Genomic DNA, 11,637 nt, shown 5'->3' with positions numbered 1-11,637 from the left:
CAGCACGCTGCAGAAGGAGCACCGATGAAACCGTTGATGGACGTTGCCGCCCTCCAGGCCAGGCTCGGCGCCGGGCGCCGGACGGTGCTGCTGGACGTGCGCTGGGTCCTGGGCGATCCGCACGGCCACGAACACTATCTCGCAGGGCACCTGCCGGGTGCCGTCTTCGTGGACCTGGCCTCCGAGCTGTCCGACCCGGCGGTTCCGGACCGGGGACGGCACCCCCTGCCCTCCTCCGGACAGTTCCAGGAGTCGGCCCGGCGCTGGGGCATCAGGAAGGGCGACGTCGTGGTCGCCTACGATGACAGCGCGAACATGGCGGCCGCAAGGGTGTGGTGGATGCTCCGCGATGCCAGCCTCAATGAGGTGTACCTGCTCGACGGCGGCCTGGCCGCCTGGCGTGCCGCCGGCCTGCCCCTCGAACCGGGCCCGGTCCATCCCGCGCGCGGCGACGTGGAGCTGGGCAGCGGGCAGATGCCAGTGGTCGACGCCGGTGCTGCCGCAGCCTGGCCGAGGGATGGGCTGCTGTTCGATGCCAGGGCAGGGGAGAGGTACCGGGGCGAGGTCGAACCGGTTGATCCCCGTGCCGGACACATTCCGGGAGCGGTGAGCGCCCCCACCACCGGGAACGTGGACGACGCCGGGCGGTTCCTGCCGCGGGAAGAACTGCGGCGGAGGTTTGAATCCCTTGGCGTGGTGGCAGGCCTCCCGGTGGCCGTCTATTGCGGGTCCGGCGTCACGGCCGCCCACGAGGTGGCTGCACTGGAACTCGCCGGGTTTCCGGCAGCCCTGTACCCAGGCTCCTTTTCGGAGTGGTCCAACCGGCCCGGGCTGCCGGTGGCCGTGGGTCCGGAACCCGGGGGCGGCGGAACGGAGGCCCGGGAGGGCGGAAGGCCGGCTGGAAACTCCGCAGGCGGCGGGGGTAGCGTCGCACTATGACACCAGGACGCCCGGTACCACCGCCCCTAGCAAAACCCATAGATCCAGCCCAACCCAACGACCCCTCCAACCCTCTGGATCCCGTATCTGATGCTGCCCCCGCCGCTGAAGCCGGGTCGCTTGCCGCCGCCTGGGGTGCGGTCTCCCGGGAGAGCGGACTGGTGCCGCTGACCGTGGCCCGGCGCGCGCCCAAGCCGGACGACGTGGAGATCGCCATCGAGTTCTGCGGGCTCTGCCACTCCGACGTGCACGCCACCCGCGGAGAATGGGGCGGCCAGGCGTACCCCCTGGTTCCCGGCCACGAAATCGTGGGAACCGTCAGCAGGATCGGCGCGGACGTTACCGACTTCGCCATAGGCGACCGGGTGGGCGTGGGCTGCATGGTGGACTCCTGCCGCGAGTGCGACAGTTGCCTTGACGGCCTTGAGCAGTACTGCGAAAACGGGATGACCGGCACTTACGGTGCCAAGGACCGGCGGAACGGTGACGCAATCACCCAGGGCGGGTATTCCTCGTCCATCGTGGTGGACCGCCGGTACGTCCTGCGTGTCCCGGCGTCGCTGGACCCGGCCGCCGTCGCGCCCCTGCTGTGCGCCGGCGTCACCACGTTCTCGCCGTTGCGGCACTTCGACGTCGGGGAAGGGGACGTGGTGGGCGTCGTCGGGCTGGGCGGGCTCGGCCACATGGCCGTCAAGCTGGCAAAGGCGATGGGGGCGAAGGTGGTGGTATTCACCACGTCAGAGTCCAAGGTGGCGGCCGCGCTGGAGCTTGGCGCGGACGAGGTTGTCCTGTCCCGGGACGGGGAGGCGATGGCGGCCGCGGACCGCACGGTGGACCTCATCATCGATACCGTTGCCGCCCCGCACGACCTGAACCCCTTCTTCCGCACCCTGCGCGTGGACGGGGCATTGTTCCAGCTGGGACTGCCCTCCGAGGCGATGCCGCCGGTCAACCCGGGTGCTCTGATCCGGCGCCGGATCGCCTATGCAGGGTCCTTGATCGGCGGGATTGCCGAGACCCAGGAGATGCTGGATTTCTGCGCTGAACACGGCGTGGTGGCCGACATTGAGATGGTGCCCGCCGCCCAGCTGAATGAAGCTTACGACCGGATGGTCGCAGGAGACGTTAAGTACCGGTTCGTGCTGGATACCGGCACGCTGCAGGCAGCCGCTGAGGAGGCAGACGCATGAGCACACTGTTCACGAAGATCATCAAGGGTGAGATTCCCGGCCGGTTTGTGTGGCGGGAGGACGACGTTTCGGCGTTCCTGACCACCGGCCCGCTCGCGGACGGCCACACGCTGGTGGTTCCCACCGAAGAAGTGGACCGCTGGACGGACGCGTCGCCGGAAACACTGGCCAAGGTCATGGAAGTGGCACGGCGCATCGGTGCCGTCCAGGTGGACATTTTCGGGGCACGCCGGGCGGGCCTTATCGTGGCGGGCTACGAAATCAACCACCTGCACCTCCACGTGTGGCCATCGCAAAGCATGGCCGACTTCGACTTCGGATCGGCGGACCAGAACCCGGACCCCGCAGTCCTGGACGCCAACGCGGAGAAACTGCGCGACGGCCTCCGGGCCGCCGGGTACGGGGAGTTCGTGCCCGGCAGGTAGGACGCGGGGAAAGCTGGCAGGGAGATCAGTCCCGGCGCGGCGTCATCGCCACCATGCCCGCATAGGTGAAGCCGCCGCCGAAGCCGAAAAGCAGTGCGGGGACGTCCGCCGGGATCCTTCCGGAGTGCCACCATTTGCTCAGCCCCAGCGGCACGCTGGCAGCGGACGTGTTCCCGGACTCGGTGACGTCGGTGATGACAATCCGGTCCGACAGCCCCAGGGCCTCGGCCAGCGGTTCGATGATGCGGAGGTTGGCCTGGTGCGCGGCAAGGACCTGGATGTCGTCCATTGCCAGCCCCGCCCTGGCCACCGTCTCGCGGGCACGCTCCGGCGCTTTGGTCAGGGCCCACCGCAGCACCTCGCGGCCGTTCTGCGAAAACCTGCCCGACGGCGGGGAGATCCGGACAGCATCGGCCATGCCGCCCTCGGACCCCCACACCACCGGGCCAATGCGGGGCGTCTCCGACGGACGCACGACGGCGGCGCCGGCGCCGTCCGCGGTGAGCACCGCCGTCGCGCGGTCCGTCCAGTCGGTCACGGCTGAGAGGGTTTCCGCGCCAACGACGATCGCGTGGGAGGCGCTGCCGCTGCGGATGGCCTGGTCGGCCACGCCGAGGGCGTACTCAAAGCCCGAACAGGCCGTATTGACGTCCATGATGGCCGGTCCCCGGCCGTCCCGTCCCAGGCCCAGCGCCTCGGCCACCCGGCCCGCGGTGTTGGGGGAACGTTCGGCGGCCGTGGTGGTGGCCACCACCACGAGGTCGACGTCCGCGGCCGCGACGCCCGAATCGGCCAGGGCCATCCGTGCCGCCGGAACCGCGAGGTCCACCACTGTCTCGCCCTCGCCGGCGATGTGCCTTGTGACGATGCCGGTGCGCTGGCGGATCCACTCGTCGTTGGTGTCCATCATGCCCTCGAGCTCATGGTTGTCCATGATGCGCGCGGGCTGGGCGTGGCCGAGCCCTGCAATCTCTGTCCCTGCCGGGCCCTGGGCAAGCGTGAGCTTCATTGGATTCCTCTCCTTGGTGGCTGGCCGCCGCTAGGCGGGGGCCAGTGCTTTGTTGAGCACGGCGCGGATCCGCTTCTCAGACACTGAATACGCGGTGCCGAGCTCGACGGCGAACAGGCTTACCCGAAGTTCCTCGATCATCCAGCGCACCTGGGTTAACTCGCGTCCTGCCCGCCGTCCCGGCAGCAGCGCCGAGACGGCATCGTCGTAGTCGTCCTCAAGCCGCTGGACGACAGCCATGTTAAGGGCGTCGCGCTGGACGTTGCCGGGCAGCCGCTCCAGCCGCTTCTCGATGGCCGCCAGGTACCGGGGCATCTGGCTGAGCTGTGCGTAGCCCGTGCGTGCCACAAAACCGGGATACACCAGTTGTTCCAGTTGGCTCTTGACGTCGTTGAGCGCGCTGATCAGGGCCAGGCTGGTGGTGCCCTTGAGCTGCTTCTCGATCCGGCGGGTGCTGGCCAGGATGCGCTCCACCACGGCGGTGACCGTGAAGACGGTGTCGATCAGTTCGGCACGCACCAGCTCATACAGCTGGTCAAAGGCCTTCCGGTCCCAGGGTAGGTCTGCGGGGGTGAGCTTGTCGATGGCCGCCAGCGCGCAGTCCGCGATGAGGGCGGATACCGAGCCGTGCGGGTTCTGGCTGAAGGTCAGCTTTTCCGTGTTGCTCAGGTGCTCCAGGACGTAGCGGTCCGGCGCCGGAACCCGCAGGGCAAGCAGGCGGATCACGCCGCCGCGCATCGCGTCGAGCTGTTCCTCCTGTGTCTGGAAGACCCGCAGCGACACTGAGGTTCCCTGGTCCACCAGGGCCGGGTACCCGGTGACGGTGTGGCCTTTGACCATGCTGCTCACCTGGCGTTCGATGGTGCCGAAACTCCATTCCGTCAGGCCTTCCTGCTCCACGAACCCGGCCGCGGTGGAGGTTCCCGGCACCCCGGCAGCCTGCGGGCGTGTGGCTGCTCCGGCGTCGGACGCCTTGCCGTTCCTGCGCTGCTGGGCCTTGCCGCCGGCGCCGGGCGCAGTGGAGGCCGGTGTGGCGCCGAGCGAGTCTGCAATCGCACGCCGGGTGGCAGGAGCCAGCCTCTCCTGCAGTTCGGCCAGGTCCTTTCCTTCGCCCAGCACCTTGCCGCCGCTGTCCACCACCTTGAAACTCACGCGCAGGTGCGCAGGCACGGCGTCCCAGTTCCAGGAACCGGGCGGGATGATGGCGCCGCGGATCCGCCGCAGCGCGAGTTCCAGCGACGGCTCCAGCTCATCCCGGGCAGGATCGAAGTCCGCTTCGAGGACCGCCACCGCCTGCCGGGCAACATCGGGAGCAGGAACGAAGTTCTTGCGGACCTGCTTGGGCAGCGACTTGATCAACGCGGTCACCAGCTCCACGCGCTGGCCGGGGATCAGCCAGCGGAACGGGGCATCGTCCAGCTGGTTGAGGAACAGGACGGGAACTTCGGCCGTGACGCCGTCGGACGGGTTGGGCGGTGAACCAGGAGCCACGGGGTGGAACTCGTACGTCAGCGGAAGCTCGAAGCCCTTGTGCAACCAGGTCTTGGGGTAGGCCGATTCATCCAGGTCATCGGCGTCGTCACTGAGGAGCAGCGATTTGTCGTAGTCCAGGAGGTCCGGATTCTCCCGGCGGGCATCCTTCCACCATTTATCGAAGTGCCGTTCGGAAACCACGTCGGGGCCGATCCTGGCGTCATAGAACTCGAACAGCGTCTCGTCATCCACCAACAGGTCGCGGCGGCGCATGCGTGCCTCGAGTTCCTCCACCTCATGCAGGAGCGCCCGGTTGCGGTGGAAGAACTTGTGGTGGGTCTTCCAGTCACCCTCCACCAGGGCATGCCGGATGAACAGCTCCCGGGCCACGACCGGATCCACCCTGCCGTAGTTAATCCGCCGCTGGGCAATGATGGGAACGCCATAAAGGGTGACCTTTTCGTAGGCCATGACCGCGCCCTGCCGCGTGGACCAGTGCGGTTCACTGTAGGTGCGCTTCACCAGGTCCGGTGCCACCTGCTCGGCCCACAGGGGATCGAATTTGGCCGCCACCCTGGCCCACAGGCGGCTGGTTTCCACCAGCTCCGCTGCCATGACGAACGTGGGGGACTTCTTGAACAGCGCGGAACCGGGGAAGATCGCGAACCGGCTGCCGCGGGCACCTGCATACTCGCGCTTGCGCTCATCCAGGATTCCGATGTGGCTCAGGAGCCCGGACAGCAGGCTGATGTGGATCCCGTCATGGTTGCCCACGGGATCGGCCAGGCGCTTGTTGTCCAGGGCGATCCCCAGCGGCCGCGCAAGCTGGCGCAACTGCGCGAAGAGGTCCTGCCACTCGCGAACCCGCAGGTAGTTGATGAATTCGGCCCGGCACAACCGGCGGAAGGCCGACGAGGACAGTTCCTGCTGTTTCTCCTGCAGGTAGTTCCAGAGGTTGAGGTAGCCGGTGAAGTCCGAGTTTTCGTCCCGGAAGCGGTTGTGCTTTTCCGCGGCCAGCTGCTGCTTGTCTGTGGGCCGTTCGCGGGGGTCCTGAATGGTCAGCGCGGCCGCCAGGACCATGACTTCGCGGACGCAGCCGCGTTTTCCGGCCTCCACGATCATTCGGCCCAGGCGGGGATCGACGGGCAGCTGGGCGAGTTTCTGTCCGACGGCGGTGAGGCCGCCGCCTGCCCCGGGCTTACCGCCGTTGTCTTGCGGGCGTGGGGGAGCCAGGGCGCCGAGCTCGCGAAGGAGGGTAACGCCGTCGTTGATGGCCCGCGTTTCCGGCGGCTCGACAAAGGGGAACTCCTCAACGTCCTTGGGGCCCTTTGCCACGCCCATGGCGGTCATCTGGAGGATGACGGCGGCGAGGTTGGTGCGCAGGATCTCCGGATCCGTGAACCGGGGCCGGGACTCGTAGTCCTCCTCCGAGTAGAGCCGGATGGCGATGCCGTCAGACACCCGGCCGCAGCGGCCGGAGCGCTGGTTGGCCGATGCCTGCGAGACGCGTTCGATGGGCAGGCGCTGGACCTTGGTGCGGTGCGAATACCGGGAGATGCGGGCCGTGCCCGTGTCGATGACGTACTTGATGCCCGGCACCGTGAGTGACGTTTCCGCCACGTTGGTGGCAAGCACGATCCGGCGCTTGCTGCCGGGGTGGAATACCTTGTGCTGCTCCTGCAGGCTCAGGCGCGCGAACAGGGGAAGGATCTCGGTGTTGGACAGCCTTCGGTTGGACTGGATCCGGGCCTGGAGTGCGTCCGCGGCGTCGCGGATCTCCCGCTCGCCGGAGAAGAAGACCAGGATGTCACCGGGCGCTTCCGCCGCGAGCTCGTCCACCGCATCGCAGACGGCATCCAGGGGATCGCGGTCCTCCTCGAGTTCATCGTCCGAGGGGTCGTCGTCGTCGGCCTTGGGCTGGGACAGCGGCCGGTAGCGGATTTCCACCGGATAGGTCCGGCCGGAGACTTCGACGATGGGAGCGGGTTGTTCCGGGGTCCCGAAGTGGTGGGCGAACCGTTCCGGGTCGATGGTGGCTGAGGTGATGATCACCTTCAGGTCCGGCCGCTGCGGCAGGATCCGCTTGAGGTAGCCCAGGATGAAGTCGATGTTGAGGCTTCGTTCGTGTGCCTCGTCAATGATGATGGTGCTGTACCTGCGCAGCAGTCTGTCCCGCTGGATCTCGGCAAGCAGGATGCCGTCGGTCATCAGCTTGACCTTGGTTGCCTTGCTTACCTCACCGGTGAAACGGACCTGGAAGCCCACCTCCTGGCCGATGTCCACGCCAAGCTCTTCCGCAATGCGCTCGGCCACGGTCCGGGCTGCCAGCCGCCGGGGCTGCGTGTGGCCGATCAGTCCCTTCTCGCCCAGGCCAAGTTCCAGGCACATCTTGGGGATCTGGGTGGTCTTTCCGGAGCCGGTCTCGCCGGCGATGATGGTCACCTGGTTGGCCGCGATCGCGGCCATCAAGTCCTCGCGGCGCTCGGAAACCGGCAGCTCGGCGGGATAGGAGATATGAAAAGTCATGGCTGCAGACAGTCTACTGCGGGAGCCCCGGCTTCCCGTTTGTACTGCCGGCAGGTGTCCGGCGCCTTTGGTTCTGCTCTAGAAAACGCGGAGCGTGTAGTTGATGCTTGGGAGGTCCAGGGCGGACCAGGCTTCGTGGGATTCAGCAGGAGGCGTGTGCCCCCGGCCATCACGCAAAAGCGCTGAAATGGTTGCTGCGGCCACGAGGATGAGGAGGGTTATGAGGATTTCCATGCCTCCATGCTTCTCCATCCTGCAACAGGGAAAAAGTGGCAGAAATGACCAAAAAGACATAATTCCTGCCACAATGGAAGCATGCTCAAATCAGTGGCCGTCATCGTGGTTCCCAACTTCTCGATGTTCGAGTTCGGCACTGCCTGCGAGGTATTCGGCATCGACAGATCCGGCCGGGGAAGCGGCGTCCCGGCCTTCGACTTCCGCGTCTGCACGCCGGAGCCTGGCGACGTCCGGTTGAAGTCAGGCCTGACCCTCAACGTGGGCCTGGGACTTGAAGCCACCGAAGATGCGGACCTGGTCATCATGGCCCCCTACGGGAGGGGCGACGAGTTGCATGAATCCGTAGTCGAGGCGCTGAGGGCTGCTGATGCAAGGGGGGCATGGGTGATGTCCATCTGCTCGGGCGCTTTTGCCTTGGCCCGCGCCGGATTGCTGGATGGGCGCCGCTGCACCACGCACTGGCACTACTCCGGCCAACTGGCTGCCGAAAATCCCGGCGTGCAGGTGGACGAAAACGTACTCTACGTGCAGGACGGCAACATCATTACGTCCGCAGGGACCGCCGCCGGGATCGATGCCTGCCTCCACCTTGTGCGGGTCGAACTCGGGGCCAAGGTGGCCGCCGCGATCGCCAGGGACATGGTGGTTCCTCCGCACCGCGACGGCGGCCAGGCGCAGTTCATTGACCGGCCAATGCCGGCCTGCGGCTCAGCTCCCATGGAGGAGCTGCTGCGCTGGATGGTGGAGAACCTGGACCGCGAGCACACGGTAAGCGAACTGGCGGCACGCGTGCACCTGTCGGCCAGGACGTTCGCCCGGCGCTTCCGGTCCGAGACCGGAGCGACGCCTGCCGCCTGGCTCAATTCACAGCGGGTGCTCCGGGCCCAGGAACTCCTTGAGTCCACGGACCTGAACATCGAAGAAATCGCCAGGGAGTCCGGCTTCGGGCACCCTGTCCTGCTGCGGCACCACTTCGCCAAGGTCCTGGACACCAGCCCGCAGTCATACCGCCGCGCTTTCCGCGGCCAACTGGCTGTGGCGGGGTAGCACCCTTTGCACCCTAGCCCGGGGCGGGCTCGTCGCGGCGTTCCTGGTCGCGGAGTTCCTCGGCCGCTTCCCGTGCGCTGTCCACAAGAATCCGCCAGGGTCCGGTGACGGCCTGCTCGGGAAGTGCTGCCCTGCGTTGCCCTGCCCGGATCGAGTAGATGAACCTGTCCGGTTGGGCTTCCGCAAATTGTTCGGCAGCTGCCCTTGGCGTCTTGGGTACCGAATCCCACGGGCAGGCCTCGACCAGGGGCTGCCATTGGCTGAGGTCGCTGTCCGATTGCGCATCGACCGTCCACACCCGCGTAACCGCAGCTATCCCGCCGCTCCGTTCCACCTTGATCTTCATGGCCTGGCCCCTGGGCTTCCCTGCGGCCCGGCGGCCAGTGACGGTCAGCCGGGGTGGTTAAACCTTGACCTTCACAGTTTCCCACGCCCCCGTTACGGCGTCATGCTCTTTGGACCCCGAACCGAACAGGTCTGCGGCGGCCCGTGCCGTGGCGCGGGCAAAGACGGTGAAGGTTGCGGACGGCGGCATCGAACCGCTGGTAAGGGTCTCGTACCAGATGCGGCCGGGCGCCTCCCAGGCATTGCCGCCGAGGGCGTCCGCCACCAGGTAGAACGCGCGGTTGGGGATGCCGGAGTTGATGTGGACACCGCCGTTGTCTGCGCTGGTCCGGACATACGAGTCCATGGAGTCGGGTTGCGGGTCCTTGCCCAGCACGTCGTCGTCGTACGCCGTTCCGGGCGCCTTCATGGACCGAAGGGCCTGCCCCTGGACCTTGGATGTAAAGAGGCCTTCACCGATCAGCCAGCTGGCCTGGGCAGCGGACTGGTTCTTGACGTACTGCTCAACGAGGGCGCCGAAGACATCTGACATCGACTCATTAAGGGCGCCCGCCTGGTTCCGGTACGCAAGCCCGGCCGAGTACTGGGTGACCCCGTGCGCCAGTTCGTGTCCAATAACGCTGAGGGACTTGGTGAACCGGTCAAAGACGTCGCCGTCGCCGTCACCGAACACCATCTGGGTGCCGTTCCAGAAAGCGTTGTCGTACAGGTTGCCGAAGTGCACCGTGGCATCGAGCTTCATGCCGCGTCCGTCAACCGAATCCCGGCCGAAGGCGTCGGCATACAGCCGGTGCGTGTGACCCAGGCCGTCGTAGGCTTCATCGGTGGCGGCGTCGCCGGTGGCGCGCCCGCCTTCTTCCCGGACCAGCCTGCCGGGGAGCGTTTCTTCGCCGCCGGCATCGTAGATGGTGCGGTCCACCGGGCCCGGCTTGACCTGGCGCAGCCCGGGCGGGAGGACCGGGACGGCCTGTGCACGTGCTGCCTGGAATGATTCGATGTGGCCAAGGGCCTTCCGGGCCGCGCTTGCCGCCGAAGAGAATCCCGGTGCGTCCTGTTGGGCCAGCCGGCGCAACAGGTAGGGCGGAACGATGGAACAGAACTGAACTTGCATGGCGTACTCCCTCAGCTAGGTGGTTTCAGCCTAAGAGGAGCCTCCGACAATTGACTGCAGGCGGCCGCCGCGAATTCGGTTGGCTTCCGGGTGCTGCAGCAGGCCCAGATGGGTACGGTAGGCGCATGGCTGACACCGAAAAGCGCAACAAGCCCGGCTCCACCCTCCTCACGGTCATCATCGCCTTCGTAGCCAATACGCTCGTGGCAGTGGCGAAGTCGGTGGCCGCAGTCCTTTCGGGCTCGGCCTCCATGGCAGCGGAGGCAGCCCACTCCTGGGCGGACACAGGAAACCAGGTGTTCCTGTTCTTCGCCGAGCGCCGTTCAGGCAGGCCCAGGGACAAGAGCCATCCCATGGGCTACGGCCGTGAAGCCTACGTGTGGTCCATGTTCGCCGCGTTCGGACTTTTTACCGCCGGCGCGGTGGTGTCCATCATGCATGGCATCCAGGAGATCATCGAGCCGGAGCCGGCCGCAGATTTCATGGTGGCCTATGTGGTCCTGGCGGTGTCTTTCGTCTTCGAAGGCATCTCCTTTGTCCAGGCTTTCCGCCAGACCAGGAAGGCGGCCCATGAGCTGGACCGGCACACGCTGGAGCAGGTGCTCATCAGCTCCGATCCCACCCTGCGCGCCGTCTTCGCCGAGGACGCTGCCGCGCTGATCGGCCTTGTCATAGCCTTCGTGGGCGTGTTCCTGCACCAGGTCACCGGATCGCCGTTGCCCGATGCAATCGGTTCGATCGCGGTCGGCGTGCTGCTGGCCGTCGTCGCCGTCGTCCTGATCGACCGCAACAGGCGCTTCCTGGTGGGCCAGGGCGTCACCCCCGACATTGAACGGTCCATGGCGCAACGGGTGCTGGCGCACCCCGAGATCGCGCGGCTCACGTACCTGCACCTGGAATTCGTCGGTCCCCGCAAGCTGTACCTGGTTGCGGCCGTGGACCTGCAGGGGGACCATCCCGAACATGAAGTGGCGGTGGTCCTGCGCCGGATCGAGCGTGAGCTGGAAGACCATGAAACTGTCGAGGAAGCCGTGCTGACCCTGGCCACGCTTGACGAGGTTGCCCTGCATTTTTGATCCTGCGGCTTCCGCAGCGCAGCAGGAAAGGCCGGAAAACGAAAGAACCCCCGCCGCTTCAGTGAAGCGGCGGGGGTTTTCTGTGCCCTCGATAGGATTCGAACCTACGACCTTCTGCTCCGGAGGCAGACGCTCTATCCCCTGAGCTACGAGGGCAATCCGTATTTCCTGCCGTTCCCGGCGGGACGTCCTAGAGCTTAGCAGGAAGGTGGCCCGCAAGGGAAAACCGACACCACGGCCAGGAATGGACAGGCAAAGA

Annotated in this window: 10 protein-coding genes and 1 tRNA gene; 5 read left to right on the top strand and 6 right to left on the bottom strand. The window is 66.7% G+C overall.

The window, feature by feature from the left end; all coding sequences use genetic code 11:
• Window positions 1-24: 24 nt before the first annotated feature.
• From FB478_RS05805 to FB478_RS05795, 3 genes are read left to right on the top strand one after another with little or no spacing between them, the layout of a single operon-like run.
• Window positions 25-939, top strand: coding sequence for a sulfurtransferase (locus FB478_RS05805; RefSeq protein ID WP_144599883.1), 915 nt, complete (start codon window positions 25-27; stop codon window positions 937-939).
• Complete coding sequence (locus FB478_RS05800; protein ID WP_144599881.1) at window positions 936-2,129, top strand: NAD(P)-dependent alcohol dehydrogenase; 1,194 nt, start codon at window positions 936-938, stop codon at window positions 2,127-2,129. Before FB478_RS05805 ends, FB478_RS05800 begins: the two co-directional genes overlap by 4 nt.
• The gene (locus FB478_RS05795; RefSeq protein ID WP_144599879.1) at window positions 2,126-2,554 is read left to right on the top strand and encodes an HIT family protein; all 429 of its coding nucleotides are present in this window, start codon (window positions 2,126-2,128) and stop codon (window positions 2,552-2,554) included. The genes FB478_RS05800 and FB478_RS05795 overlap by 4 nt, the downstream gene beginning before the upstream one ends.
• A 25-nt stretch (window positions 2,555-2,579) precedes the next feature.
• Here the strand turns inward: FB478_RS05795 and FB478_RS05790 are convergent, their stop codons facing one another.
• The 3 genes from FB478_RS05790 to FB478_RS21080 all read right to left on the bottom strand — a co-directional run bounded on the left by FB478_RS05790 (window position 2,580) and on the right by FB478_RS21080 (window position 7,796).
• The gene (locus FB478_RS05790) at window positions 2,580-3,563 is read right to left on the bottom strand and encodes a beta-ketoacyl-ACP synthase III (RefSeq protein ID WP_134163838.1); all 984 of its coding nucleotides are present in this window, start codon (window positions 3,561-3,563) and stop codon (window positions 2,580-2,582) included.
• 30 nt (window positions 3,564-3,593) lie between these two features.
• A complete protein-coding gene (gene hrpA / locus FB478_RS05785) occupies window positions 3,594-7,562 on the bottom strand; it encodes an ATP-dependent RNA helicase HrpA (protein ID WP_144599878.1) in 3,969 nt (1,322 codons plus the stop codon).
• 78 nt (window positions 7,563-7,640) lie between these two features.
• A complete protein-coding gene (locus FB478_RS21080) occupies window positions 7,641-7,796 on the bottom strand; it encodes a hypothetical protein (RefSeq protein WP_186447732.1) in 156 nt (51 codons plus the stop codon).
• 81 nt (window positions 7,797-7,877) lie between these two features.
• Here FB478_RS21080 and FB478_RS05780 point away from each other — a divergent pair, with 81 nt between their 5' ends.
• A complete protein-coding gene (locus FB478_RS05780) occupies window positions 7,878-8,846 on the top strand; it encodes a GlxA family transcriptional regulator (RefSeq protein ID WP_018768427.1) in 969 nt (322 codons plus the stop codon).
• Between the two features lie 13 nt (window positions 8,847-8,859).
• Here the strand turns inward: FB478_RS05780 and FB478_RS05775 are convergent, their stop codons facing one another.
• Both FB478_RS05775 and FB478_RS05770 read right to left on the bottom strand, forming a co-directional pair.
• Window positions 8,860-9,192 carry a protealysin inhibitor emfourin gene (locus FB478_RS05775; protein WP_018768426.1) on the bottom strand — a complete coding sequence of 111 codons (333 nt, stop codon included), beginning with the start codon at window positions 9,190-9,192 and terminating at the stop codon, window positions 8,860-8,862.
• 57 nt (window positions 9,193-9,249) lie between these two features.
• Window positions 9,250-10,302 carry a M4 family metallopeptidase gene (locus FB478_RS05770; RefSeq protein ID WP_144599877.1) on the bottom strand — a complete coding sequence of 351 codons (1,053 nt, stop codon included), beginning with the start codon at window positions 10,300-10,302 and terminating at the stop codon, window positions 9,250-9,252.
• Window positions 10,303-10,427: 125 nt separating this feature from the next.
• On the opposite strand from FB478_RS05770, the gene FB478_RS05765 reads away from it, so the two are divergent.
• Window positions 10,428-11,378 (top strand): cation diffusion facilitator family transporter, encoded by a 951-nt coding sequence (locus FB478_RS05765; RefSeq protein ID WP_056388010.1) that lies wholly within the window; start codon window positions 10,428-10,430, stop codon window positions 11,376-11,378.
• Between the two features lie 83 nt (window positions 11,379-11,461).
• Here FB478_RS05765 and FB478_RS05760 read toward each other — a convergent pair.
• Window positions 11,462-11,534 (bottom strand) — tRNA-Arg (locus FB478_RS05760).
• Between the last annotated feature and the right edge of the window lie 103 nt (window positions 11,535-11,637).

It is taken from the genome of Arthrobacter sp. AG367, assembly GCF_007828995.1.
In the GTDB taxonomy this organism is placed as follows: Bacteria; Actinomycetota; Actinomycetes; order Actinomycetales; family Micrococcaceae; genus Arthrobacter.
This window is presented reverse-complemented; position numbering and strand designations above follow the sequence as displayed.

What these genes read in the sequence shown, in the direction of transcription:
- FB478_RS05805 (WP_144599883.1), top strand. Translation starts at nt 25, where the DNA reads ATGAAACCGTTGATGGACGTTGCCGCCCTCCAGGCCAGGCTCGGCGCC.
- FB478_RS05800 (WP_144599881.1), top strand. Translation starts at nt 936, where the DNA reads ATGACACCAGGACGCCCGGTACCACCGCCCCTAGCAAAACCCATAGAT.
- FB478_RS05795 (WP_144599879.1), top strand. Translation starts at nt 2,126, where the DNA reads ATGAGCACACTGTTCACGAAGATCATCAAGGGTGAGATTCCCGGCCGG.
- FB478_RS05790 (WP_134163838.1), bottom strand. Translation starts at nt 3,563, where the DNA reads ATGAAGCTCACGCTTGCCCAGGGCCCGGCAGGGACAGAGATTGCAGGG.
- hrpA (WP_144599878.1), bottom strand. Translation starts at nt 7,562, where the DNA reads ATGACTTTTCATATCTCCTATCCCGCCGAGCTGCCGGTTTCCGAGCGC.
- FB478_RS21080 (WP_186447732.1), bottom strand. Translation starts at nt 7,796, where the DNA reads ATGGAAATCCTCATAACCCTCCTCATCCTCGTGGCCGCAGCAACCATT.
- FB478_RS05780 (WP_018768427.1), top strand. Translation starts at nt 7,878, where the DNA reads ATGCTCAAATCAGTGGCCGTCATCGTGGTTCCCAACTTCTCGATGTTC.
- FB478_RS05775 (WP_018768426.1), bottom strand. Translation starts at nt 9,192, where the DNA reads ATGAAGATCAAGGTGGAACGGAGCGGCGGGATAGCTGCGGTTACGCGG.
- FB478_RS05770 (WP_144599877.1), bottom strand. Translation starts at nt 10,302, where the DNA reads ATGCAAGTTCAGTTCTGTTCCATCGTTCCGCCCTACCTGTTGCGCCGG.
- FB478_RS05765 (WP_056388010.1), top strand. Translation starts at nt 10,428, where the DNA reads ATGGCTGACACCGAAAAGCGCAACAAGCCCGGCTCCACCCTCCTCACG.